Origin of the sequence: Corallococcus aberystwythensis (genome assembly GCF_003612165.1) — a bacterium.
GTDB classification, from domain to species: Bacteria; Myxococcota; Myxococcia; order Myxococcales; family Myxococcaceae; genus Corallococcus; species Corallococcus aberystwythensis.
In genome coordinates, this window is record NZ_RAWK01000057.1 from 1 (window position 1) to 23,835 (window position 23,835).

The window sequence follows — 23,835 nt, forward strand, 5'->3', positions numbered from 1 at the left end:
TCTTCCACGACCTCAAGCGCTTTCGCGCCGCCGCCACTCGTTACGACAAGACGGCGACCTGCTACCTCGCCGTCTTGCACGTTGCGTCCATGCTTCTCTGGCTGCGTTAATCAGGGACAGCCCCTAGTCCTGAAGCCCCCTCAAGAATGCTCGGCCCCTTCAACTGCGGAATGGCCGAAGTCAGCGACTCCGTCTTTCTTGAGACTGGGGAGGAAACCATCGACTCCTTGAAGTAGGTTGCAGGGTCGAACTTCGCGAGTTCGGCATCCGCTACGAGCAGATACTTGAAGGGCGACAACAAGCGGCGCCGCAGGAATGGCACCCAGGTCAGCAAGAGCCCGACGTAGCCGAATCCAGTGAACCTGCGCACCCACGGGCTCCAGAAGAAGAAGGCCTGCACCTGAGGAAACCGTGGGTAGAAATAGAGGAGCAGAATCCAAAAGAAAGAATGGGTCACCAGAACCCAAAAAAATGCGGTGGCCTTTCTCCATCGTTCGCTCTGGCCAATGGCCGAGCGCAGGTTCTCCGCATGCATGGGATAGAACTCTTGGAGATTCATTGCATGGACTGCGAGCAGCTCGACATCTGACTCTGACCACCGCCCACTGAAGAGGCTCGTCACCCGGGCAATCTGCTGCGCCAGATCGTCTCTCAGTCCGGCATGCTCCTTCGTATAGGGCCAGAGATCGTTGAACGCCATCAGCGCCTCCCGCGCATCGTCCAGCGCAGGGGCTTGGGGCAGCTCCGACGCAGTCCGTCCCACCAGCCATTGCAGGAGGAGCTCCGTCCTTCTCACCCCGCCCCCCGCGATGTGGGCACGCACCAACCACTCAGCGCGACCCTGCGGCTCCTTGCTGGCCATGGCGAGAATGGCCGCGATGGCATCCATGCCCAGTGGTGCCATGCTCGCCAAGGTGGTGCCCGCCCGGGCATGCACCTCGGCTGCCGTGGTATCCGGGTGCTGCATCATGGATGGAAACATGTTCTGGAGCGACTCCTGCGTCTTCACATCCGAGAACGGCTCTTGATACGCAAGCATCGCCAGAAGCATCGGGGCGTGCTCGCCCTTCAACTCCCTCATGGCGCCGAGCGCCTCCAATGCGGCAAGCCTGACAGACGTGGCGTCATCTTCCTCGGCAAGCACGTTGAGCTGAGGGGCATGTGTCTTCGCGGAATCCCCCATCGCTGCGAGCGTTTTCGCGGCTTGTTCGCGCACTTCCTTGTCCGAATCCTTCAACAAGCGACCAACTGGATCGACAGCCGCCTGGGCTGCCTCACCCATGCTCTCCAAGACACGCAGGACATGCCGACGAACATCCTCATCCTTGTTCTCCAACAATTCAATTAACCGAGGAATCCGGTCAACAATCTTTGGCCCCATTCGACGGAGGGGTCCAGCAACAGCCATGCGAACATCGTCTTCTGGGTGAGCCAACAGGTCAACCAAGCGAGGAGCCTGCTCCACCGGAAACTCCGAGTGGAAAATCAACATCGCCATGATGAATGCACGCTCATGGACAGGCAAACTCGTCATGACATCAAGGAGATATGAGTAGTCCATCCTCATGTTTCTCCCGGCGGCCCCCGTGACCATCTCAACGCGCAGGTCTGCATCCAGTCTCGGGATGATCTCCTCGAGCCTCGGCACCTGCCGCCTGGCTTCGTCCCCTAGTTCCCCCAGTGCGCCAGCAGCATTCCGACGAACTTGATAGTTTTCGTCTTGAGTCAACAAAGTGACGAGACGCTCGACCTGCCCACCTGCTGCGGCCCCCATCGAGCCCATGGCGCCGGCAGCCACTGCGCGGACCTCCGCGTCCGGATCATTCAACAAGATCGCGAGCTGAAGTACGTGCGCTCGTGCTTCCACGCCCATTGCACCGAGAGCCCGAGCAGATGCCATACGAACGCCTGCGTTCGGGTCATGCACAAGGCCCGCCAGGAGGTGAACCTGCCCTCGCGCTTCCGTCCTCATTGCCATTAGGGCGTGTGCCGCAGCTTCACGAACACTCGGCTCCGAGTCACTCAAGAGGCGCCCCAAGCGAGGCGCCTGTTCTCGAGCCTCTTCCCCCATGGCCATCAATGCTTGTGCTGCGGCCATCCGTATCTTGGCGTTGGGGTCCAACAGGAGCGCCCCCAATTGGGGGGCTTGCGTGCGTGCGTCAGTCCCCAGTGCCATCAGGGCCATTACGGCCGCTCCGCGCACCCCATCATCAGGGTCCTTCAACAACTCACTCAAGCTGGGAGCATGAGACTTGGCCGCTCCCTCCATCGCCGCCAGGGCAAAGGCGGCTGCTCCACGGACCTCAGCATTCGGGTCTTTAAGCGACGCACCGAGGATGGCGATCTGCTCTTCGCCAGCGCTTCCCATCGCCCGCAGCGCGCGGGCAGCAAGCTCTCGCACCTTGGTTTCCGGATCGACCAGCATTTCACGGAGACGCGAGGCCTGCGCCTTGCCGTGTTCTCCCATGATCAGGAGAAGATTGAGCGAACGCTCCCGAGTATGGGGGTTGGAGCTATTGAGGAACCGGCCAAATCGGGGCTCCTTGATGAACGATTGAAGCCGACGCCGAATGGCGGGCTGGCGTTTGAGCGATCCTTCACCGATGAACTCCAGCGCCTGGAGCGCCACCTCATCGTTGCCATCGTCAAGCGACGCAAGCCAACCCAAAACTCGCGGAGGAGTCTTGTCTCCTTGAGTGCTTTCAATAGAAGTGGCCCGAGCCTCGCTGAATACCAACGAGAAGCCGAGGAGCCACACCGCCCACCCAATACAAGCGCTTCGCATATCGGGAGAACCGTACACCAGTCAGGCAGCCGAGCGAGGATGGGTAGAGGCCGACACCATCCCCCCTATCCTGACGCCCCATTTCCTTGAGGCAAGAATGAGCTTCCCCACAGACTGACGAAATGACTCCATTGATTCCTCGCGCGGTGATTTTTGAGACACTCACGGCCCTACTTGGCACACGGCCTGCGACGTAGACCGGGAGGCGTAGGGGAATGCCAGAGCCGCCACGCGGGCATGGTGGGGAACTGGCTCATCGAGGGGGAGCGCTCGCTGCTCATGAGAAACGGCACCCCATGGTTCCTTCGGTGGCTGGATCCTCCTGAGCTACATTCCGACCGGAACCTGCCGAGTCTGACGGAGTTCGGTGCGGAGGCCATGGATGTTCCAGAGGGTGTGCTGCTCCTCCATCTTCAGCGCAGAGCCTGCGGGCGCCGTCCAGGCGTGCGCGGCGAGCAGGGTCACCAACCGGAACGACGCCACACAGGTAAGCAACAGGCTGCGATGCATGCGTTATCTGCGGGGTGTAGCGTGGCGAGGACATGTCTCGCTCACTGCGGGAAGACTTTGGCAACGTCCAGCGGAACGGTCCGCCATCCTGCGGCTTTTCCGCCAGGAGGCATCGCGAGAATTTTTCCTACCAGCGGGGGCCCTACAGCCCGGCGAAAATGGGAGCCCAGAGGAGCACGAGCCCGATGACTCCCAGGATGATCAGGCCCACCCACTGATTCTCCCCGGCCACGAACGCACGCTGGGGTTGCTTCGGGTTGTAGGGCACCTCCAGCGTGTCTCCGTGCTTGAACTGGCCGGCCCGGCTCGCGTGGAGCCCGATCTCCAGGGGCTCTTCGTCGGGCGGACGGATGAGCACCCAGAGCCCGAACAGGTGCCTGCGGCGGAACTCCTTGTCGCCCAACATGACCAGCTTGTTGCCCCCCCTTCTTGAAGTAGTGCTCGAAGTCCTCGCCTCCCTGGACCCAACTCACCTCGGCCGGCCCCCGGAAGGCGCCTCGATGGAAGCGCACCAGCTTCATCGACTGGTAGGCCACCACCGCGAGGATGGCCACGCCAGGCATGAACATCCAGAGCAGCCCCCGGAATCAGGGGTGGCGAGCAGCACACCCGGGTCGGACATCCATGAAGAGAAGAGCGTTGGCATTGTGGAAACAGCATCCTCCTTGAATCGTCGACCGGGGGTCCAGGCCAGCCTGCCCACGCCCTGGGCCGCTTCGCCACACGCCTGGGGCCACTGGCGGCACGGCGATGTCCCGTGTCTGTCCATCCCGGTACTTCTCCGGAGCACCCTCTTGAACGGAGAAGACCCTGTGCGTGCGTTCTCGTTCCTCGCAGTCCTTCCTCGCTGGCTCGCCGTGTGCCTGGGCCTCTTCGGCGCTCAGGCATTCGCGGGTTACACGTCCGTGCCGGACGGGTGGCTCCTGCTCAGCACCGACAATGGCAACCGCTACCTGGTGGCGGGGGGCGCCCGGTTCTACATCCCTCCCGCGCAGCATTCCCTGTACTCCGGCGCCACCACCGTGGCGCTGCCCCAGGCCACCATCGACTCGTACACACAGATTCCCCAGGACGGCACGCTGATCCGCCAGAAGGGCACCGCGGAGATCTACGTCGTGGTGGGGGACGCGTACTGGTGGATTCCGTCGCCCACGGAGCTGGCCTTCTGGGATGACTGGCGGATGGTCAATGACATCCCGAACAGCGACTGGCGGGGACCCTTCATCAACTACTCCCACAGGGTCCTGGTCCAGGAGCGCTCGACGAGCCAAGTCTATCTCTGGGTGGCTGGCGCGAAGTACCCCATCACCAGCCAGGCGGACCTCGACTATTTCGGCGGGGGGTCCAGCGTGAAGGTCATTCCGCTCGGGACGCTGGCCAGCACCACGCACGAGCCTTGGTGCGGAGCGAACCTCCGGGAGCGCTCGAGCAGCACCGTGTACACCCTGGGGTACATCAACAGCAGCTCCACCACCATGAGGAAGTCCGTCACGGCCGACCCCGCGCACAGCGAGGTTCCGGCTGGCGCGCTGGTCTCCGTGCCGCTGTTCTCCGCCGGGCTCTCCTGCATCTGGTAGCAGCCGACTGCCGCGGGCCCGGCCACTCAGCCGGACCCGCGTCACCTCGGTTCAGCTCACGGCGAATACAGCTCCGCGGACGGTCCCTCGGGGCTCACCACGTTCGTGCAGCCCACGGCCAGCACCTCGCCGGTGGACAGCGGCGTCAGCGTGAAGCCCGAACGCGTGGCGAGCATGCTCGCGGTGGCCGACCAGGTGTTGGTGGCCGGCTCATAGACTTCCGCGCTGGACTGGTAGAGCGACGTGGTGGAGCCGCCAATCTTGTTGGTTCCTCCCGCCACCAGCACCGCGCCGGACGGCAACACCGCGCTCGCATGGGCATGCCGGGGCGCCGTCATCGTCCCCGCGGAGACCCATCCGCCCACCGGCTGGAACTTCTCCGCCGTCGCCAGCGAATAGTGGCTGGTGAGCATGGAGGAGCCGGACAGCCCGCCCACGACCAGCGGGGTGCCCGTCCCCACCAGGTGCATCGTGAAGCTGCTGCGGGCCGTGGCGAGGTTTCCGCTCGTCGACCAGGTGCCGCTGAAGGGCGAGTAGGTCTCCGTGCTCTTGAGCCGGGTGAGCGTCGTGTTGACCATGTAGTAGCCGCCCGCGATGTGCACGCGCCCGTCGCTCAGCAGGACGGCGGAGTGGTTGATGCGGCCCGTGAAGAGGTTCCCCGTGGCGGACCACGTCCCGGTGGCGGGGTTGTACAGCTCGGTGCTGGTCGTGAAGATGCCGCCATCGCCGCGGCCTCCGGCGGCCAGTACCTGTCCCGTGGCGAGGACGGTCAGCGTGAAGCCCGACCGCGCGGTGAGCAGGCTGCCCGTGGCCGTCCAGGTGTTGGTGGCGGGGTCATAGAGCTCCGCGGTGGTGCCGGTGCTGTACAGGTTGCCGCCCACGACGAGCACCTGGCCATTCGCCAGCCGCACCGCGACATGGCCCGAGCGGGGCTCCGTCATGCTCGCGACCGTCGTCCAGGTCCGGGTGACCGGGTCGTACCGCTCCACGCTGGTCAGGGTGTCGTAGGTCACGCTGTCGGTGCCGCCCGCGACCAGCACCTCGCCGGAGCCCAGCGCGGTGGCGGTGTGGCCGCAGCGGTTGGTGGCCAGCGGCGCGGTGGCGCTCCAGGTGAGCTGGGCCGCGTCGTACAGCTCCGCGCTGGCCTGGGTGTTGTAAGCCACGGAGTCGATGCCGCCCGCGACCAGCACCTGCCCGGAGGCAAGCAGCGCGACGGGGGCCGAGCTGCGGCCGAGGAGCAGGCTGGCCGTGGCGCTCCAGGTGTCCGTGGCCGGGTCATACAGCTCCGCCAGGCCGTCGCTGTCGAAGAGGAGCACCTTGCCCGAGCGCAGCAGGACGGTGGTGGTGGTGTTCCAGTGCGTCTGCGCCATGGCGCCGGTGTTGGCCCAGGTGTTCGTTGCGGGGTCGTAGAGCTGCGCGGTGAGGCTGCCGTTGCCGCCCGCCACCAGGACCTTGCCGGAGGGCAGCAGCGTCGCCGCGTGGTAGCTCCGCGACTGGCCCATGGACGGGCCGTAGCTCCAGGAGTTGGTGGCCGGGTCGTACAGCTCCGTGGTCGCCATCGCGCCCAACCGCCCGACGCCGCCCGTCACCAGCACCTTGCCGGAAGGCAGCAGCGTCGCCGTGTGACGGGCGCGGTTGGCGAGCATGCCGGGGCCCGCGGTCCACGCGTTGGTGGAGGGGTCGTACAGATCCACCAGGGCAATGGACCCGATGGCGCCGGCGCCGCCGGTGATCATCACCTTGCCCGAGGCCAGCACCACGTCCCGTCCCTCGCTGCGGGCGCGGGGGCTGGTGGGGGTGGAGGTCCAGGTGCCGGTGGTGGGCGTGTACAGCTCCGCGCTGGCCAGGTACACGCCCGCGCCGCCGCCCGCGTACCCGTTGGCCACCAGGACCTTGCCGTTGGAGAGCAGGGTGGAGGTGTGGCCGGAGCGCAGGGACGTCATCGCCGCGGTGGCGGTCCAGGTGCCGGTGGCGGGCGTGTACAGCTCCGCGCTGCTCAGGGGCACGCCCGCGCCGGTGCCGCCCGTGATGAGGACCTGTCCCGAGGCCAGCCGCGTGGCCCTCGAATTGGACCGGGCCGTCAGCAGGCTGCCGGTGGAGTGCCATTGGGGCGTTCCCAGCGCAGAGCGCTGCGCGCCCGTCACGCCGGACGCCGCGTCTGACGCGACTGGCGCGTCCGGGCCACAGGCCACGGACGACAGGGCCAGGAGAAGAGAGGGAAGGATTGCGAGTCTTTTCATGGATGGGAGCCTTTGAGGAGGCCGCGTCGTGGCCGGGTGGGCCATCCGGACGGGCGCGCGCATCCTGAGGCCCAGGGCATTGCCGTGACAAGCACAAGCCCCCATGTCTGCCATTTGCTGGGGCGGTTCACCCCGACCCAGGCGCGGTCCGGAAAGGTTTGAGCCTCAAGACTTCAACCGCAAGCCCGGAAGGACCCTTCTTCCATGAAATCCCGCAGTGTGCGATTTCACTTCCAGTCCTTTCCCCCCAAGGAGTCCGAAGTGCTTCGACATGCATCACGATGGATCACGACGATGGTCGTGGGTTTCACCTGGGTCCAGGCGGGCTGCGGCCCCTCGCAGCCGGCGGCACCGGAGGCACCTCGCACCGAGGAGGCCGCGCAGCCGCTGCTGACGGGTGAGCGCGCCCTCTTCAGCGCCTCCGCGGTACCGGCCGTGGCGGCCGCGAATGACAGCGCCGCGGTGGAGCTGGGCATGCGCTTCCGCAGCGACGCGCCCGGGCAGATCAAGGGCGTGCGCTTCTACAAGGGCGCGGGCAACACGGGCACGCACACCGGCAGCCTGTGGTCCGCGTCAGGGTCGCGGCTGGCCACCGCCACCTTCCAGGGCGAGACGGCCTCGGGCTGGCAGGAGGTGCGCTTCGCCACGCCGGTGTCCATCAACGCGAACACGGACTACGTCGTCTCGTATTACGCGCCCGCGGGGCACTACGCGGTGACAAGCAATGGCTTCGCGTCCGCGCTGGATGCGCCGCCCCTGCACGCGCCCGCGAGCGGGACGGGGGGCGGCAACGGCCTCTTCCTCTACGGCACGAGCGGCTTTCCCACCAACAGCTTCCAGGCCAGCAACTACTGGGTGGACGTGGCCTTCCAGCCCAATGACACCACGCCCCCGACGGCGCCCACGAACGTGGTGGCGACGCCCAACTCCTCCACCGCCATCGACCTGACCTGGTACGCCTCCGTGGACGGCTCGGGTGAGACGCAGGGCAACGCGCGCTGGCATCTGGTGTACCGGGGCACTCAGCTCCTCGCGGAGCTGCCCGGCACCACCACCAGCTTCCGTGACACCGGCCTCACGCCCGCCACCGCGTATAGCTACACCGTGCGTGGCCGTGACGCCGCCGGCAACGTGGGGCCCGCGTCCGCCACCGTCACCGCCACCACGCTCGCGAGCACCAGCTGCAATCCCTGCAGCTTCTGGAACGTGGTGACGGGTGATCCGCAGTTCATCAACGGGGACGCCACGCCGGCCGAGGTGGGGCTGAAGTTCCACTCGGACGTCGCGGGCACGGTGACGAAGGTCCGCTACTACAAGAGCGGCATGGACACTCCTCCGGCCGTGGGCCACCTGTGGAGCGCCACCGGCACGCTGCTGGGCACCACCGCGACGGCGCCCGTGGAGGGCGGCTTCGGCTGGCGCGAGCTGGCGTTCCCGACGCCGGTGAGCATCGCCGCGAACACGACCTACGTCGTGTCGTACTTCGCGCCCGGGGGCTACCCCGCCATCACGAGCAACTACTTCACCAGCGCGGGCGTGGACATGCCGCCCCTGCACGCCCCGTCCGCGGTCACCGCCGGCGGCAACGGCGTGCGCCACCTCAATGGCAGCGCCTTCCCCACGGACACCTATTACAACGCCAACTTCTGGGTGGACGTCGCCTTCGTGCCCGCGACGGGCAACGCGTCCCCGGTCGACGTGTCCGTACAGCACGCCTTCCCCGCCGGGTCGGGCGTCCGGGGCGAAGCGCTCGTCTATGACATCACGGTGACGAACCACGGCACGCGGGCGGCCACCAACGTCACGCTCGACGTCCCCGTTCCCACGGGCCTCGCGCCCTTCACCTTCTATCCGACCGCGTCGGAGGGCACGTGCGGCTACTACACCAACGACAACATGCACTGCGACATCGCGAGCCTGCCCGCCGGGCAGGACGCCGTCGTCCGCATGACGCTGGTGCCTTCGGTCGCCGGGACGTTCCAGTTCCAGGCGATTGTCACGGCCTCCGAGACGGACAACGTTCCGGGCAACAACACCGGCACGCTGACCATCCCCGTGGGCGCCGCGACGAACCTGGTCACCTTCGATGGCTTCGACGGTGCGGACGAGGCCATCACCGGCCCCCTCGGCCCCTTCTACTTCCTGCAGAACAAGTGGTACCTCGCGTCGCCGTGGGGCGGGTTCACCACGAAGAGCGTCTCGTTCAACGGCGGGGGTGTGAACCAGGGGGAGCTCCTCATCTACGGGGAGCGGACCGTCGTCGGCCTCGACGCCTTCACCTGGGACGCGGGCGCGACGCTCACCGTGAGCTGCTTCAACCAGCCCACGCGCACCTTCAACCTGACGCAGGGGCAGGTGACCCACGTCGTGACGAACTGGCAGGGCTCCTGCTCGTCCGTCACGCTGGCGACGTCGAACGGCTGGGACACGAACTTCGACAACATCCAGCTGTCGCCCCTGCCCTGAGCCGTTGACGGGGCGCCCTGCCCCGTCCCCCGCGCCTGCCTCCACACCGGAGGCAGGCATGTGGCGGCCTACGGCGCCCCGTCCTCGCTGACGCGGAAGGGATTGCTGGTCACCGGCTCGTGGACGGTCCGCCCCTGGGAGTCGGTCCGCAGGGTGTCCACCTCGTGCACGATGCGGTACTCGCCGGCCCGCAGCTCCGTGGGGAGCCGCAGCGTGCCCTGGGCCTGTTTGCCGTGATCCAGCGTGTGAAGCATGAGCGGGCAGGCCTCGGACTCACCCAGGTGCGGCGTGTGGGTCCACCCGCTGTCCTCCTGGCGCTCGAGCCGGACGACGCAGAGGTTGTAGCCCAGCTCGCGAGTGCCCTCGTTCTGGAGCACGAGCTGGACGGTGTCACCGGGCTGATACTCCGTTGCGTCCGTGGCAAGGGAGGCCTCGATCTCACCACAGCCCACCAGGAGCGTGGTGAGGACCATCAACGGAAGCATGACTCGCATTTGCGTCCTCCTGAGAATGAGCCCGGCGCTGTTGCAGCCGCCGGGCCATCCGCATCCCTCCGTCTTCCCGGGGGATTGCACGGGAGGACCTCTCGGAAATCCGGAGCCCGGCCCTCGGACCTCACGGATCTCTGAGCCCCCGGGCGCTACTTCTGCTTGGGCTTCGGCGCTTCCTCGGGCGGCGCCTTGGGGAAGGCGAGGTAGCCCTTCTCGGTGTACCAGGCGACCACCTCCACCTGGAGCCGGCCCGCCTTGACCATCGGGTCCTGCTCGGCGAGCTGCCGGGCCTCCTGCTTCGTGGCCGTGCGGTAGATGCACGCGCCGCGCATGCCCACGTCGTCCTGCTCGTCGAAGGGGCCCGCGAGCACCATCTTTCCGCTCTCCCCCATGCGATTGAGGTGCGCGAGGTGCTCGCCCTGCAGCTTCTGGAGGGCTTCGGGCTCCATCTTGGGGGCGTTGGGCGCGCGCTTGAGCAGGACGAGGTAGTGCTTGTCGAACTCGACCTTCTTCTCGGCCGGGGCCCCGGGCTTCGTGGCCGGCGCGCCAGGCGTGGCAGGGGTGGCGGTGAGGGCGAGCAGCAGCAGCGTGGTGGTGAGCATGGTGCGGGCCACCCTAGAGGGTAGGCCTGACATCGCGCCACTTTCCGCCCTTTGCCGGGGTCCACGGCGAAGCGGGCCGTCGCACGCGCGGAGTGACGGCACGTCGGCCCTGTCGCAACGGCGCCCTCACCGGCCACGGGTACGCCACCTACTGCCCCTCGCTCGACCGCTTCCAGGGCAATCAATGACAATTCCACTCGCCTGACGGCGAGTTGGACCTGCCCGGGCTCCCGTCAAGGAGCCCGGGCTTTTTCTTGGGATGACGTCTCTTTGCATGGGTGGCAATCCACCCCGACCCAAATAAATCATTGATTACATGTAAGCCTGATTGACACGAATCTTCCGGAAATTCACACTTCCATTCGCAACTCAAAAGGAGCCGCACATGAACAAGAAGACCCCGATGAAGAAGTTCGTGATCCGTGAAGTGGAGACCGTGAAGACCACCGCGGCCTTCTATGACTGCAAGATCTGCTTGCCCTTCTGTGAGATCCTCGGCGACGCCCTCAAGGCGGGCTGATTCCCTTTCACGGCAGGGGGGACCGCGGCCCTGGCCGCGGTCCTCTTCATCCCGACATGAGCTGGCTCGAACACGCCTCGTCCGTCACCATCCATCCCTTCACGCGCCAGGCGGGAAGCGATGAGGTGGTCATTGGTCCCACGCCCACCGGTCAATTCCTGTCCCTCCCGCTGGAAGCAGTGGCACTTCTGGACGAACTGGCCCTGGGCAAGACCGTTTCCGAGGCGCGTGCCTGGTACGAGGCGCGTTACGGAGAGGAACCCGATATCGACGGGCTCCTGGAGCACCTGTCCGCGTATGGCCTCGTGAGCCTGCCGGGCACCGCCTCCCCCACGGCCCCTTCTGTCTCACCCACGGCCTCCAAGCCGACGTATCACCTGACCTTCATCTCCGAGCGCGTGGCCCGCTTCTTCTTCGGCCGTCCAGCCCTGACGCTCTACGGGGCGGTCATCCTCGCGGCGCTCGTCGCACTCGTCACGCACCCCACCCTGCTTCCGACCTGGCGCGCCCTCTTCATCCCGGAGCACATCACGGCCACGTCGCTGCTCGTGACGTTCCTGAGCCTGCTCACGCTCACGTTCCATGAGCTGGCCCACCTGGTGGCGGCACGCTCCAGGGGCGTGCTGTGCCGGCTGGGCTTCGGAAACCGGATGTGGACCGTGGTGGCCGAAACGGACATGACGGGCGTCTGGGCGCTCCCCAGGGCTCAGCGGTACCTGCCGCTCCTCGCGGGTCCCCTCTTCGATGCCTTCAGCGCGTCGCTGGTGTTGCTGGTGCTGCTCGCGTCCCAGCAGGGCTTCGTCTCCCTCTCCGAGTGGATGCTCCGGACGAGCAGCATCCTCCTGTTCATCCATGGGATGCGCCTGCTGTGGCAGTGCTACTTCTACGTGCGCACGGACTTCTATTACGCGCTGACCACGTACTTCGACTGCAAGGATTTGATGCAGGACACGGAGGACTTCCTGCGCAACCAGCTGGCACGGCTGCGCGGCAGGACCGCGCCGGTGGACCAATCCCATATCCCCCAGCGGGAACGGCGTGTCATCGCGCGCTACTCGGTCATCTGGCTCGCCGGCCGGGTGCTGGCCTTCGGGCTGGTGTTCTTCGTCCAGGTGCCGCTGCTCATCCACTATCTCCCCCTCATCCTGCGCGCCATCGCGGCGGGGCTTCAGGGCGGCCTGTATGCCTTCCTGGACTCCGTGTTCGTCATCACGCTCTGGCTGGTGACGGTGACGCTGGGACTCACGCTCTGGATCCGCGAGCTGCGCACTCCGGTTCGCCGCCCGACGAGGTAAGCCATGCAAACGACTCCCCGGTCGACCCTGTCCTTCTCCGAGGTTCGCGGCCACACCGTCGTGCTGGAGGCCATGCCCGGCTCCTCGCGGGAGGGCCTGCTCAAGCAGCTGGTCGCGGAGGCGGGCACCGCGTCCAACGCCCACGTGTTCTCCGCGGACATGAATGAAGCAGGCCCGTGGACGGGCCTCCAGCAGCTCCTGCGGGCCATGCTGCCCCGGCTCCGGGCGGAGGCGCCGGACCTGCTCGAGCGGCACGCCCAGGAGCTGGAACACATCCTTCCCGAGCTGGACGGCCAGCTGACGCAGGGGCGGATCAGCCTGACGGATTCCACTCCGGTCACCGAGCGCGTCCGCAGCTATCCCATGGACCGCGCGTTCCGGCTGCTGCATGGCTGCGTGGACCTGATGGTCGCGTGGCAGCAGCGCATTGATAGCGCCCCCTGGGTGCTCGCCTTCGACGCCACGGACCGCGCGGGCGCCCTGGTGACCCGCTTCTTCGCGGAGCTTTCGCGGCGGTACGCGGACGGTGACGGGCTGAGCCTGCTGCTGGCGGTCAGTCCCGGCCAGGCCGGCGCGCTTCGCGAGCGCGTGGGAGAGAAGCGCCCCGTCCAGCACGCCGTGGTGGAGCTGCCGCACGAGGCGCCGGCCGCCGTGGACCCGGACCAGCAGGGGCAGGAGGCGCAGGAGCTGGAGGCACGCATCAAGGACCGCACGAGCGCGGAGATGTACATGCCGCGCCTCATCTCGCTCTGGAGCCGAAGCCGCACCCCGGAGCGGGCCCTGCGCTGGCACTGCCTGGCGCTCTCCCTCTACAACCACCATGGGTATTACGAGGACGCGCTGACCTTCGCGCGGCCCATCCTGGAGGACCTGGACTTCGCCATCGCCAATAACGGCAGGTTCAGCCGGTGGGACATCATCGCGGGACTCTTCAACGCCCTGGTCGCGACCGGAGAGCCCCAGAAGGCCCACGACCTCGTGTTCCACGAGGCCTACTCCAAGGTCACCGAGCCCAATGACCTGGTGAGCATCTGCTACTCGCTGTCCATGATGCACGCGCGCTTCCTGAAGAAGCCCGACTTCGCCCTGGCGGAACAGTTCCTGGAGCGCGCCCAGGACGCGGTGAAGCGCTGCACCCTCCCGGAAGACGACAAGCACTTCCTCACCGTCTTCAACCTCAACGGGCTTGCCCTCATCCGCCACCGCCAGGGCCGCTCCGACGAGGCCATCACGCTGTGCCGGGAGGGGTTCGAACACCTGCAGCGCCACCTGCACCAGGAGCGGCACCGGCTGCATCGCTCGGTGCTGCTCTACAACATCGCGCAGGTCAACATGTCCATCCGCTCCTACGAGGACGCCCTGCTCAACTACTCGGCGGCCATCGAGATGGATCCCCACTACTCGGAGTACTTCAACGAGCGGGGGAGCGTCTTCCTGCGCATGAACCGGATGGACGAGGCCGTGGCTGACTATCTGCACGCCATCGAGCTGAGCCCTCCGTACCAGGAGGTGTGGACCAACCTGGGGCAGGCGTGGCGGCGGATGCAGCGGTGGGAGGATGCGCTCACGGCCTATTCCAAGGCGCTTGAGTTGGATCCGGCCCAGGTGCTGCCCCGTGTGGGACGCGCGCAGGCCCACGAGGCCCTGGGACATCTCCAGGAAGCCATCGCGGACTACAGCGTGGCCCTGACGCTGGACGGCCAGCAGCCCCTGGTCTGGGCCAACCGGGCCAGCCTCCACTTCGAAGCGAATCAGTTCCCGGAGGCGGCGGCCGACCTGGACCGGGCCATTGCCCTGACGCCCGCGACGGCCGACCTGTACCAGAACCGGGCCCTGGCCCGGGAGGCGCTGGGGCAGTGGCGCGAGGCGGGCGAGGACTACCGTCAATACCTGGCGCTGGCCTCCACCGCCGAGGACCGCGGCGAGGTGGAAGCACGGCTGGTGGCGCTCGACGAGCAGCTGCGAGCGGCCTGAGCCAGGAGGGGCGAGCGGAGGCGCGCAGGGCCGCCCCTCCCTCGTCCCACCCGCTCCGCTCCGTTCCTATCTTCAAGCGCATGACCACCGGAGCATCCCAGCCCACCACCGCGCCCCCCCGCTATGTCCTCGAAGGCAGGGTGGTGACCCTCAACTCCCATGACGAGGTGCTGGAGCGGGGGCGCATCCTCGTCCGTGGCAACCGCATCGTCGCCGTCGAGCCCTCGGGCGGTCCCCTCCCCGAGTCCTTCCGGGACGCGCCCGTCATCGACACCCAGGGGACGCTGTATCCAGGGCTCATCGACCTGCACAACCACTTCGTCTACGACGTGCTGACGCTGTGGCGGGTGCCGAAGCGATACCTCAATCGCACCCAGTGGCCGCGCCACGCGGAGTACGCGCCGCGCATCTCGCTGCCCATCCGCCTGCTTGGCGGCCACGCCCCTTCAGCCCGCGCCATCGTTCGCTACATCGAAGCCAAGGCGCTGCTGGCTGGCACGACCACCGGGCAGGGAATCCGGACCCGCGTGTCCGGCGGCGAGGCCCTCTTCCGGGGCGCCATGCGCAACGTCGAGGAACCCCATGACGACCACCTGCCCGCGGGCAGCACGCGCGTGATGGACCTGCATGACGACGCGGAGGACATCGACTCCTTCCGCGACGCGCTGAAGTCCCACGCCGCGTATTTCTATCACCTGGGCGAAGGCGTGGATGACTACGCCCACCGGCGCTACCTCGACCTGGCCGGCCATGACCTCATCCAGCCCTCGCTGGCGGGCATCCACAGTCTGGGATTGCAACGCCAGGACCTGGACATGATGGCCGCCCGGGACGCCAAGGTCGTGTGGTCCCCCTTCAGCAACCTGCTGCTGTATGGACAGACCCTGCGGGTGTCGGACCTGCTCAGCGCGGGCGTGACGTTCTCCCTGGGCTGTGATTGGTCGCCCACGGGCAGCAAGAACCTGCTCCAGGAATTGAAGGTCGCCCGCCACGAAGCGGCGCGGCAGGGCGTGTCCCTGTCCTCCCGGGCGCTGGTGCGCTCGGTGACGGCGGACGCGGCCCGGGTCGCGGGCTGGCAGACGGAGCTGGGCACCCTCCGAGCCCACTCCCTCGCGGACGTGCTGGTCATCGCGGGCACCGGCGGCGATCCCTACGACACGTTGATCTCCGCCACGGAGAAGCAGGTGCGCCTCGTCATCGTGGATGGCGTTGCGCGCTTCGGAGACCGCACGCTGATGGAGCAGTTGGCCTTCGACCGGACCCATCCCGCTGAGCCCTGGACCGTCGACGGCACGGAGAAGGCCTTCTATCTCTGGGCGGAGGAGTCCCCCCTCAACGACCTGGGCTTCGAAGCGGCGCGCGCGCTCCTCGACGACGCCATGGCGGACCTGCCGGACTTCCGGCGACGGATGGAACGGATGGGCGCCGGCGCCCCCGAGCCCTTCTTGCTCGTGCTCGACAACGAGCCACAGGACGTCTTCGCCACCGGCTCCGAGGCCGCCGCGTTCATCACCGACCTCAACCGGGTCGCCGGGCGCATCACCCTCGACGCCCCCACCGTGGGCGGGGAGGACTACTGGGAACTCGTGGCCGCACAGCCCAATCTGGATGACAGCCTGAAACAACAATTGAGGGCGGACTATGCGTGAAGGCGTCCGCGGCGGGGGCCCCCTCCCCGCCCGGGCCGGAAATAAATGTCCCTGACGGCGTAACCCTGGTGCGGCGACAGCACCGGACAGGCCGGAAGGGACATCTCGAATGAATCACAGCGTGCGGAAGGCTGGGTGGGCGGCATTGGTGGCGGGCGCCCTGCTCGTGGGCGGCGGGGCTTGCGGAGGCGATGACAGCAACCCGTCTCCGGATGGCGGGACGCAGACGGACGCGGGGACGCAACCCGATGCCGGCACGAAGCTCCCCGCCGAGGAGGGCCGGGCGCTCGCGGTGTCCAATGGGGGCCTCGTCGTGGTGGGTTCCACCGAGGCGAACCTGGCCACCACGGGCGTGGACCTGCTCGTGCGGCGCTACACCGCGTCGGGTGCGGTGGACACGTCCTTCGGCACGCAGGGCTCCGTGGTGCTCGACTTCGAAGGTCCCGCCAAGGGCCCCCTCTCCGGCGAGCGGGAGCAAGCAGACCGCGCGGACACGGTGGCGGTGCTCGCGGACGGCAGCATCCTGGTCGCGGGCTTCGCCCGGGGCGGCAACGCTTCGGATTCGCGCGACTTCGTGGTGGTCAAGCTCAAGGCCAACGGCCAGCTGGACATGGGTTTCAACAAGACAGGCAAGTCCCGCCTGCACTTTGGCGAGGAGAACGCCGTCAACTTCGTGGGGACGGTGCGCAGCATCCTGCCCCTGGCCGACGGCCGCTTCTACGCCGGCGGCTTCCTGACCAAGTCCGACGGGCTCGACGAGGACTTCGCGCTCATCCGCTACAACGCGGACGGTTCGCTCGACACGACGTTCAAGTCCGCGGGCAGCCCGTCTGGCAGCTGGATTGGCGGCGCGTACACGAATGCGGAGTCCGTGCAGGGCATGGCGCTCCAGGGCACCAGCGTCGTCCTGGGCGGCGGCGACCACTTCGCGGCCGTGCGCATCACCTCCAGTGGCAGCCAGGACCTGACGTTCGGCACCTCCGGCCTCGCGAAGAGCGAGGACGGCCAGGCCCACGCGCTGGTGGCGCGTCCCAACGGCGGCTTCCTGCTCGCGGGCGAGCGGCAGGACGTCCAGGTCGGCGGCACGAAGCACGGCGTGCTCAAGCTCGTGGCGTACACGGCGGACGGAAAGCCAGACGTCACCTTTGGTCCTGGGGGCGTGCGCGAGCTCACCTCGCCCGCGGGCGTGCTCGACGTGGTGGACGTGAGTGGTCTGCGCATCCAGGCGGATGGGAAGATCCTCGTCTACGCGGATGTGTACGCGAAGCCCGTGCTCTTCCGGCTCCTGGCCAACGGAGACCTGGACACGTCCTTCGGCACGGATGGCATGGTGCGCTGGCCGGAGACGCAGCTGCCTGTGCCGCTCTTCATCCGCTCCACCACCGGCCCGAAGCTGGCTGTCATTGGCAGCCAGGCGTTCGTCACGGACGCGAACATCTACTCCTCCGGGTTCTTCCCCGAAGAGGACTCGCGCCTGCTCTTGAAGAGCACGGGGCTGTAGCCCGGAGGGAAGCGCGAGGGGCCGGGGCTTCCCCTGCGCCACCCGCCCCGAAGCCGGGGCGTCCGTCCGCTACTCCCTGCTTGAGCCTGCCAGGCCCTCTCCGCCAGCGCATCCCGACGGGCACGCGCCAACACACGCGATAGACCCGGGCCCCATGTGCGCCAACAGCCGGTGTCTCTATCCATCCACCTCACGCGGCAAGCCGGAATGCTCCACGCCTGTCGTGCAACCCGCAGCACCCGTGAGGCTTCTCAATGAGCCAGGAACAGTTCCACACGCAGGGCCACCAAGCGATGGGCGAAGCCCTCAAGACCCGCATCGCCGACGCCGTGCGCGAGCGCGTCGTGTCCGGACTGGAGGAGCGGATTGGCACGGAGATCCGTGAGCGCCTCGGCGACGCGGTCCGCAGCGCGCTGAGCGAGCGCACCATGTCCATGCGGCCGTGGGAGGGCGGCGGGCAGCCGTTCGACGCGGACACCGTCGCCGAGGCCGTTCACGACCGCCTCACCGACGTCATCTGCGAGCGCGTCATCAGCGGCGTGCACGCGCGTGCCCGCGAGGTGCTCCGGGACCGGCTGGGTGAGGCGCTGCGCGTCGCCCTGGCCGAGAACTGGATGAGTATCCAGCAGGCCGGCGGCCAGGCCGACCCCCACCGCATCACCGAGCGCGTGCGTTCCCGGCTCGAGGATGCCCTCCGCGACAGGCTCGGCTCCATCGTGCGGGAGCGCGTCCGCGACGCGCTGCGCGAGCGGCTGGGCGAGGCCCTGCGCGCCGCGATGGTGGAGCGGAGGATGGGGATGGAGGGCTTCGCGCCGATGGACTCCGAGCACATCGCCGACGCCATCCGCGCCCGGATCGCCGACACCGTGTCCGAGCGGCTCCACACCGTCGTGCGCGAGCGCGTGCGCGACGCGCTGAAGGAGCGTCTGGTGGAAACGCTGCGCTCCGCGCTGTCCGAGCGCAGGATGCAGGGCATCGACCCGGAGCGCCTCGCCGACACCCTCCGCGACCGCATCGCGGACGGCATCCGCGAGCGCGTCCGGAGCGGCCTGCGCGAGCGCGTGCGCGACGCGCTGAAGGAGCGGATGGGCGACGCGCTGCGCGAGCGGATGAGCGAGCGCACCATGGGCTTCGCGAACGTCCAACCGCAAGGCTTCGGCCAGCTGGACCCGGAGCGCCTCGCCGAGGCGCTCCGCGGGCGCCTCGTGGACACCCTCCACGAGCGGCTGTCCGACAACCTCCGGGAGCACCTGCACGAGGCGCTGCGGGAGCGGCTGGGTGAAGCCATCCGCGAGTCGATGGGCTCGATGGGCCACACGATGCGCGGCGGCTTCGGTGAGCAGCCCATGGGAGGCTTCCAGCCGCAGGGGCCCGCCCAGGCCGACACCGAGAGAGTGGTGGCCGCCGTGCGCGAGCGCGTGGGCGACGACCTCCGCGAGCGCATGGCGGACATCATCGGCGAGCGCGTCAGCGAGGCGGTGCGCAGGGAGCTGAAGAGCGGCAACGGCGCCCAAGCCCTGTCCTGACGAGCACCGCGTCCCGCGTCCGGGCAACGGGATTGTGAACGCAGACCCCGGACTTCCGCGCTGACGGAAGTCCGGGCTTCGCTTGGGGCCTGGCGCAGGCCCCGGCTGTAGCGGCGCCCCCTGTTTCTCGACGCCCGTCAAGCGCGGCACCGGGAGCTGGGCTACGTCGAGCTGCGCTACAGCATCAATCCGCGAGCGTGCGCGTGCATCACCCGCACCGGCTGCGCGGGCAGGCTCCGCACCTGTCCGGAGACCGTCCCGGAAGCCGGGGTGGCACAGCCCGGCGCGGTGGAATGCACCGCGGACAGCACCACGCTGCCCGCGGTCTGCTCCATCGCCAATCCCGCGGCGGGCAAGGCCTATGTGATGGTCGAGGGCGTCGGCAATGTCGCCACCTACCTCCTCCGCGTGGACGCACTCACGAAGTAACTCCTGGTGGCCGGTCTCACGGCGGCGGCGGGTGTCCACCGCCGCGTGAGCCGCGCGTCCCGTCAGGGCCAGAGGCAGCGCGTGTCCAGGTGATAGAGGTCCGAGGGCACGAACGGGTCCCACGTCTGCCGCACGAAGTAGAGGTGGCCCAGGTCGCGGCTCAGCGTGGGGTGGAACTCGTCCTTCTCCGTGTTCACCGCGGGCCCCAGGTTGGCGGCGGGGGTCCAGGTGCCCGCGACGTTGAAGCTCACGTACAAGTCGCCCAGCCCGTAGCCCCCAGGGCGGTTCAGCGACGCGAAGACGAGCACCCGGCCATCCGGGGACACCCACGGGTTGTACTCCCAGGAGTCAGGCGTGTTCACCGCGGGGCCCAGGTTCTCCGGCGCGGTGTAGCGGTTGCCCTGGCGCCGGACGCGGTACATCTCGAAGTCCGTATCGAACGTGCCGCTCGCGAAGTAGACCGTCCCGTCGCGCGTCACGCTGGGGTACAGCTCCTCCCTGTCTGTGTTCACGAGCGGGCCCAGGTGCTCCGGCGTTCCCCAGCCGTTGCGCACGCGGTGCACGACCCAGAGGTCGGTGTCCGGGCGCTCGGCGCCGCCGTTCGCGGGACGGGTGGAGGAGTAGAAGAGGGACTGGCCGTCCGGGGAGAGGAACGGATCCGAGTCCTTGTACGTGCCCGAGAACGACACCACCTCCCCGGGGCTCCAGTGGCCATTCTTCCGCTGCGTCACGTAGATGGCCTGGTACGGCGGCGTGTCCGAGTCCACGTGGTAGTACGCCGTCTTCCCGTCCGCGGAGAGCGCGAGCCGGTACTCCGAGCGCTCCTCCAGGGAGATCTCCCCGGGCGCGAAGAGGCTGCCTCCCGGCTCGCAAACCGGCCGCGACCACGACGCGGCGTCCTGCTCGAACTCCTGGGCCCCGGCGACGCTGGACACCGTCACGGCGGAGACGGCGAGGAGGAGGTTCATCGACCACTGCCTGGCGAAACGCTGCATGTGCATCTCCTTTGTTGAACCCACCGTCGCCCGGCGGCGGCGAAGGGGGCCAAGGAGATGTGACGAACCGTGGAGGGCCTGGGACGAACGGTGGAAGGCGGCCTCAGGTCGGCAGCTCGAGCGCCCGTTGCACCTGCGCGCGGTAGCTGCGGCCGGAGGTCAACCGGGTGCCATCCCGCAGGACGAACACGAACTCCCCCGGGGCCAGCGGCTCCACCTCTTCAATGCGGTCCAGCCGCACGATGAACGAGCGGTGCGCGCGCAGGAACTGCCTGGGGTCGAGCTTCTCCTCCAGCGCCGCCATCGTCTCGCGCGTGAGGTGCGACTGCTTGCCCACGTGCACGGCGACGTAGTTCCCCTCCGCCGTCAGGTAGTCGATGTCCTCCACCGGGAGGAAGCGCATGCGCCAGCCCACCCGGGCCACGAGCCGCGTCACGTAGCGCGCGGGTGTGGCAGCCGGAGGGAGGGCGAGCGATTCGAGCCGCGCGAGCAGCGCCGCATCCAAAGAGGACGGCACGGTCCGCCGCCGGTCGCGCGCACGCTCGAGGCTCGCGCGGAAGCGCTCCCGGTCGAACGGCTTGAGCAGGTAGTCGAGCGCGTTGGCCTCGAACGCCTGCACCGCGAAGTCACGGTGGGCCGTCACGAAGATGACCGAGGGCGCGTGCCCGGGAGCGAGCGCCCGGAGGACGCCGAAGCCGTCCGGCCCCGGCATCTCCACGTCCAGCAGCACCAGGTCCGGGCGCTCGGAGCCGATGGCCTTGATGGCCTCGTTGCCGTTGCGGCACTCCCCCACGAGCTGCATGTCGGGAGCCTCGGACAGCAGGTCCTTCAAGCGCTGACGGGCCAGCGGCTCGTCGTCGACGATGAGCACGCGCATGGGGGCGCTCATGGGGAGGGCTCCGTGCGGAACGGGATGGCGAGCGCCACCGTGGTGCCGCCGCCCACGGCGTCCCGGAGCTCCATCCGGTGGGCACCGCCATACAGCTGCACCAGACGCTCGCGGGTGATGCGCAGCCCCCGGCCGCCTCCCGAGCCCTGGCAGACATCCGCCGGGCGCTCCCTGAGGCCGATGCCGTCGTCGCGGACCTCCAGGTGGAGCTCGGGCCCCTCGCGCCGCGCGACCAGCGTCACCGTCCCCGGCTCGGAGCCCGGCGCGATGCCATGCTGGATGGCGTTCTCCACGAGCGGCTGGAGCACGAGGTGCGGGACGTGGGCGCTGAGCGCGTCCTGCGCGATGTCATGCTTCACCGTGAGCCGGTCCGCGAAGCGCACCCCCTGGATGTCCAGGTAGGGCTGAAGGGAGCGCAGCTCCTCCTGGAGCGGCACCTCCTCCGTGCCCGCCGCTTCGAGCGTGCCGCGGAGCAGGTCGCTCAGCCGGGCAATCATCCGCTCGCTCCCGTGCGGGTCGCGATGCACCAGCGCGCTGATGGAGTTGAGCGTGTTGAAGAGGAAGTGCGGGTGGAGCTGCGCCTTGAGCGAGTGCAGCTGCGCACGCGCCAGCTGGGTGTCCCGCAGGCGGAGCTGATCCGCGTAGTAGACGGCGTTCGCCACGCCCAGCACCGTCAGGTAGACGAACGGGTTGGAGAGCAGCGCGTGCTTGAGCACGTCCGTGAAGGCGGGGCGCTGCGCGTACCAGCCGACCCAGGGATCCAGCGAGAAGATCATCGCCGCGCGGAGGAACGACACGACAAGCGCACCGGCCACGTGGAGCGCGGCCCGTGAAGCCCCGTTCCGCCGCTCGAAGGGAAAGCGCAGCCCGAAGTGGAGGATGGCGACACTGAGGGGCACCCAGAGGAGGTGGGCCGTCAGCGACGTGAGCAGCGCGTGCCCCCACTCCATCCCGCCGGTGGCGTGGGCTTCGCTCGCGGCCGCCAGGCCGGCCAGTGTCCAGTAGGCGGCTGCGACCGCCCACACCTTCCAGGTCCCGCGACGTGCCATGGCCCGGCACTCTACGCGTTTCACGCACGCGACCGCAGGCGTCAGTCCGGGAAGACGGGCGGCGTGGTCTGGGTCAGGATGGGGACCGGCTTGTCGCCAGACATCGCCAGGAGGCCCTTGAGGCATCGCACGGCGAGCAGCCAGTTCTTCGGGTTCTTCATGTCGAGTCCGCCGACGAGCTGTTTGAGGATGCTGAGCGTGTCGAAATAGACGCGCTCGCACACCAGCGTCCCGGCCTCGTCGAAGATGAAGTACGCCGTCATCCGCGCCCGGAACTTGTTGCCAGTCGCTGGAATCTGGCCCAGCGGTCCCAGGTGGGTGCCCATGAGCCAGAACTCGACGATGACGGCATCATCGCTGTGCCGGAGCGCGATGATTTCATGGTGCTGGTCCGGGAAGGCGACGCGGGTCTCGCGGTAGTAGTCGCGAACCGCGCTGTTGCCGTCGTGCACCGTCAGGGTGGGGATGAGCTCGTAATGCGGATGGGGGAAGGTCGCCAGGACGGCGTCCCAGTCCTGCCTCACCTCGTCATGGAAGTGGGCCAACACCAGCTTCTGCCGTGCCTTGCGGACCTGCTCTGTGAGCATGACTGCCTCTCTTCGTGGGGATGCTGCTCCAGACTCATGCGACGTACGATGGTCCGGCATTCCAGGGATTCCGCCGGATGCGACGTCCCTCGTACCTCATCCAGCCTGGGTTAATCCCTCTTAATCTCGCTTAATCCCAAGCGCGTTCCCGCGGCATCTAGTGTCGGCTTCCGCCGCCCGGCCCACCGGGAGGCTTCCACCAAGGGGGAGCAGACAATGACAAGGCAATGGCTGGCGGTCCTGGGCTTCATCGCACTCACCACCGTGGCCTGTGGCCCGGCCAGCGAAGAGCCACCGCAGGAGGCGCCCGTCCTGGCGGAGCAGGAAGCGGCGGTGTGTCCCACCTGCTACAACTGCAACAACCAGGATCCTTCGTACAACAGCTGCAGCACCAATGCGTACACCGTGTTCGCGGCGACGCCCATCAAGCGCGGAACCGAGAGCTGGGGCTACGTCGAGCTGCGCTACAACACCGCGTGTGGAATGAACTGGTCTCGCGTCCACTCCTACGTCTCCGGGCAGTACTCCATGCGCGCCTGGGTCGAGCAGGGCTCCACGAAGTATGGCGAGGCCACGTACTGGGGCCCCACACTCGATGCCTGGTCGAGGATGCAATTCGGATGCGGCATCAACACGCGAGCGTGCGCGTGTATCACCCGCACCGAAGTGGACACCGCCTGCGCTTGCACCCCGTGGGGATGAGCCGCCGGCCCTGAGGGCCTGATGCGGCTCCAAGCGCTCAAAGCCACA

At 68.0% G+C, this 23,835-nt stretch carries 20 protein-coding genes; 10 read left to right on the forward strand and 10 right to left on the reverse strand.

What is annotated here, in order from left to right; genetic code table 11:
* Positions 1-106: 106 nt before the first annotated feature.
* The 3 genes from D7W81_RS11650 to D7W81_RS11660 form a co-directional block, all read right to left on the reverse strand.
* On the reverse strand, positions 107-2,758 hold the full coding sequence (locus D7W81_RS11650) for a HEAT repeat domain-containing protein (protein WP_158621559.1): 2,652 nt from the start codon (positions 2,756-2,758) through the stop codon (positions 107-109).
* A gap of 354 nt (positions 2,759-3,112) precedes the next feature.
* Positions 3,113-3,295 (reverse strand): hypothetical protein, encoded by a 183-nt coding sequence (locus tag D7W81_RS42325; RefSeq protein ID WP_120555432.1) that lies wholly within the window; start codon positions 3,293-3,295, stop codon positions 3,113-3,115.
* A 142-nt stretch (positions 3,296-3,437) separates the two neighbouring features.
* Positions 3,438-3,701: a DUF3592 domain-containing protein gene (locus D7W81_RS11660; RefSeq protein ID WP_120555433.1), complete on the reverse strand. Its 264-nt coding sequence runs from the start codon at positions 3,699-3,701 to the stop codon at positions 3,438-3,440.
* A gap of 406 nt (positions 3,702-4,107) precedes the next feature.
* Between D7W81_RS11660 and D7W81_RS11665 the strand changes: the two genes are divergently transcribed.
* Entirely contained in the window at positions 4,108-4,872 is a 765-nt protein-coding gene (locus D7W81_RS11665; RefSeq protein WP_120555434.1) for a hypothetical protein, read from the forward strand.
* A 56-nt stretch (positions 4,873-4,928) separates the two neighbouring features.
* Here the strand turns inward: D7W81_RS11665 and D7W81_RS11670 are convergent, their stop codons facing one another.
* Positions 4,929-7,112, reverse strand: a complete 2,184-nt coding sequence (locus tag D7W81_RS11670; protein ID WP_244227145.1) for a Kelch repeat-containing protein — start codon at positions 7,110-7,112, stop codon at positions 4,929-4,931.
* 294 nt (positions 7,113-7,406) lie between these two features.
* Here D7W81_RS11670 and D7W81_RS11675 point away from each other — a divergent pair, with 294 nt between their 5' ends.
* Positions 7,407-9,578: a DUF4082 domain-containing protein gene (locus D7W81_RS11675; protein WP_244227147.1), complete on the forward strand. Its 2,172-nt coding sequence runs from the start codon at positions 7,407-7,409 to the stop codon at positions 9,576-9,578.
* Positions 9,579-9,646: 68 nt separating this feature from the next.
* Here the strand turns inward: D7W81_RS11675 and D7W81_RS11680 are convergent, their stop codons facing one another.
* Both D7W81_RS11680 and D7W81_RS11685 read right to left on the reverse strand, forming a co-directional pair.
* Positions 9,647-10,072, reverse strand: coding sequence for an immunoglobulin-like domain-containing protein (locus D7W81_RS11680; RefSeq protein ID WP_147445440.1), 426 nt, complete (start codon positions 10,070-10,072; stop codon positions 9,647-9,649).
* Between the two features lie 146 nt (positions 10,073-10,218).
* Complete coding sequence (locus D7W81_RS11685) at positions 10,219-10,671, reverse strand: YciI family protein (RefSeq protein WP_120555460.1); 453 nt, start codon at positions 10,669-10,671, stop codon at positions 10,219-10,221.
* 385 nt (positions 10,672-11,056) lie between these two features.
* Between D7W81_RS11685 and D7W81_RS44075 the strand changes: the two genes are divergently transcribed.
* From D7W81_RS44075 to D7W81_RS11715, 7 genes are all read left to right on the forward strand, one after another.
* Entirely contained in the window at positions 11,057-11,191 is a 135-nt protein-coding gene (locus D7W81_RS44075; protein WP_279637812.1) for a hypothetical protein, read from the forward strand.
* Between the two features lie 56 nt (positions 11,192-11,247).
* Entirely contained in the window at positions 11,248-12,486 is a 1,239-nt protein-coding gene (locus tag D7W81_RS11690) for a hypothetical protein (protein WP_120555436.1), read from the forward strand.
* 3 nt (positions 12,487-12,489) lie between these two features.
* The gene (locus D7W81_RS11695) at positions 12,490-14,460 is read left to right on the forward strand and encodes a tetratricopeptide repeat protein (protein ID WP_120555437.1); all 1,971 of its coding nucleotides are present in this window, start codon (positions 12,490-12,492) and stop codon (positions 14,458-14,460) included.
* Positions 14,461-14,540: 80 nt separating this feature from the next.
* Complete coding sequence (locus D7W81_RS11700; RefSeq protein ID WP_120555438.1) at positions 14,541-16,109, forward strand: amidohydrolase family protein; 1,569 nt, start codon at positions 14,541-14,543, stop codon at positions 16,107-16,109.
* A 121-nt stretch (positions 16,110-16,230) separates the two neighbouring features.
* Positions 16,231-17,610, forward strand: coding sequence for an NHL repeat-containing protein (locus D7W81_RS11705; RefSeq protein ID WP_244227149.1), 1,380 nt, complete (start codon positions 16,231-16,233; stop codon positions 17,608-17,610).
* Between the two features lie 254 nt (positions 17,611-17,864).
* Positions 17,865-19,136: a hypothetical protein gene (locus tag D7W81_RS11710; RefSeq protein WP_120555440.1), complete on the forward strand. Its 1,272-nt coding sequence runs from the start codon at positions 17,865-17,867 to the stop codon at positions 19,134-19,136.
* 270 nt (positions 19,137-19,406) lie between these two features.
* A complete protein-coding gene (locus D7W81_RS11715; RefSeq protein WP_244227150.1) occupies positions 19,407-19,565 on the forward strand; it encodes a hypothetical protein in 159 nt (52 codons plus the stop codon).
* Between the two features lie 62 nt (positions 19,566-19,627).
* Here D7W81_RS11715 and D7W81_RS11720 read toward each other — a convergent pair whose 3' ends face one another.
* The 4 genes from D7W81_RS11720 to D7W81_RS11735 form a co-directional block, all read right to left on the reverse strand.
* On the reverse strand, positions 19,628-20,560 hold the full coding sequence (locus D7W81_RS11720) for a TolB family protein (RefSeq protein WP_120555441.1): 933 nt from the start codon (positions 20,558-20,560) through the stop codon (positions 19,628-19,630).
* 103 nt (positions 20,561-20,663) lie between these two features.
* Positions 20,664-21,449, reverse strand: coding sequence for a LytR/AlgR family response regulator transcription factor (locus tag D7W81_RS11725; RefSeq protein WP_120555442.1), 786 nt, complete (start codon positions 21,447-21,449; stop codon positions 20,664-20,666).
* Positions 21,446-22,498: a sensor histidine kinase gene (locus tag D7W81_RS11730; protein ID WP_120555443.1), complete on the reverse strand. Its 1,053-nt coding sequence runs from the start codon at positions 22,496-22,498 to the stop codon at positions 21,446-21,448. Before D7W81_RS11730 ends, D7W81_RS11725 begins: the two co-directional genes overlap by 4 nt.
* 41 nt (positions 22,499-22,539) lie before the next feature.
* Entirely contained in the window at positions 22,540-23,085 is a 546-nt protein-coding gene (locus D7W81_RS11735; RefSeq protein WP_120555444.1) for an ester cyclase, read from the reverse strand.
* Between the two features lie 216 nt (positions 23,086-23,301).
* On the opposite strand from D7W81_RS11735, the gene D7W81_RS11740 reads away from it, so the two are divergent.
* On the forward strand, positions 23,302-23,787 hold the full coding sequence (locus D7W81_RS11740; RefSeq protein WP_120555445.1) for a DUF2690 domain-containing protein: 486 nt from the start codon (positions 23,302-23,304) through the stop codon (positions 23,785-23,787).
* The last annotated feature ends 48 nt before the right edge of the window (positions 23,788-23,835 follow it).

Coding starts and splice junctions, on each gene's coding strand:
- D7W81_RS44075 (WP_279637812.1), top strand. CDS start 11,057: ATGAACAAGAAGACCCCGATGAAGAAGTTCGTGATCCGTGAAGTGGAG.
- D7W81_RS11730 (WP_120555443.1), bottom strand. CDS start 22,498: ATGGCACGTCGCGGGACCTGGAAGGTGTGGGCGGTCGCAGCCGCCTAC.
- D7W81_RS11735 (WP_120555444.1), bottom strand. CDS start 23,085: ATGCTCACAGAGCAGGTCCGCAAGGCACGGCAGAAGCTGGTGTTGGCC.
- D7W81_RS11675 (WP_244227147.1), top strand. CDS start 7,407: ATGGTCGTGGGTTTCACCTGGGTCCAGGCGGGCTGCGGCCCCTCGCAG.
- D7W81_RS11670 (WP_244227145.1), bottom strand. CDS start 7,112: ATGAAAAGACTCGCAATCCTTCCCTCTCTTCTCCTGGCCCTGTCGTCC.
- D7W81_RS11695 (WP_120555437.1), top strand. CDS start 12,490: ATGCAAACGACTCCCCGGTCGACCCTGTCCTTCTCCGAGGTTCGCGGC.
- D7W81_RS11710 (WP_120555440.1), top strand. CDS start 17,865: ATGAGCCAGGAACAGTTCCACACGCAGGGCCACCAAGCGATGGGCGAA.
- D7W81_RS11725 (WP_120555442.1), bottom strand. CDS start 21,449: ATGAGCGCCCCCATGCGCGTGCTCATCGTCGACGACGAGCCGCTGGCC.
- D7W81_RS11680 (WP_147445440.1), bottom strand. CDS start 10,072: ATGCGAGTCATGCTTCCGTTGATGGTCCTCACCACGCTCCTGGTGGGC.
- D7W81_RS42325 (WP_120555432.1), bottom strand. CDS start 3,295: ATGCATCGCAGCCTGTTGCTTACCTGTGTGGCGTCGTTCCGGTTGGTG.
- D7W81_RS11685 (WP_120555460.1), bottom strand. CDS start 10,671: ATGCTCACCACCACGCTGCTGCTGCTCGCCCTCACCGCCACCCCTGCC.
- D7W81_RS11740 (WP_120555445.1), top strand. CDS start 23,302: ATGACAAGGCAATGGCTGGCGGTCCTGGGCTTCATCGCACTCACCACC.
- D7W81_RS11700 (WP_120555438.1), top strand. CDS start 14,541: ATGACCACCGGAGCATCCCAGCCCACCACCGCGCCCCCCCGCTATGTC.
- D7W81_RS11720 (WP_120555441.1), bottom strand. CDS start 20,560: ATGCAGCGTTTCGCCAGGCAGTGGTCGATGAACCTCCTCCTCGCCGTC.
- D7W81_RS11660 (WP_120555433.1), bottom strand. CDS start 3,701: ATGTTGGGCGACAAGGAGTTCCGCCGCAGGCACCTGTTCGGGCTCTGG.
- D7W81_RS11690 (WP_120555436.1), top strand. CDS start 11,248: ATGAGCTGGCTCGAACACGCCTCGTCCGTCACCATCCATCCCTTCACG.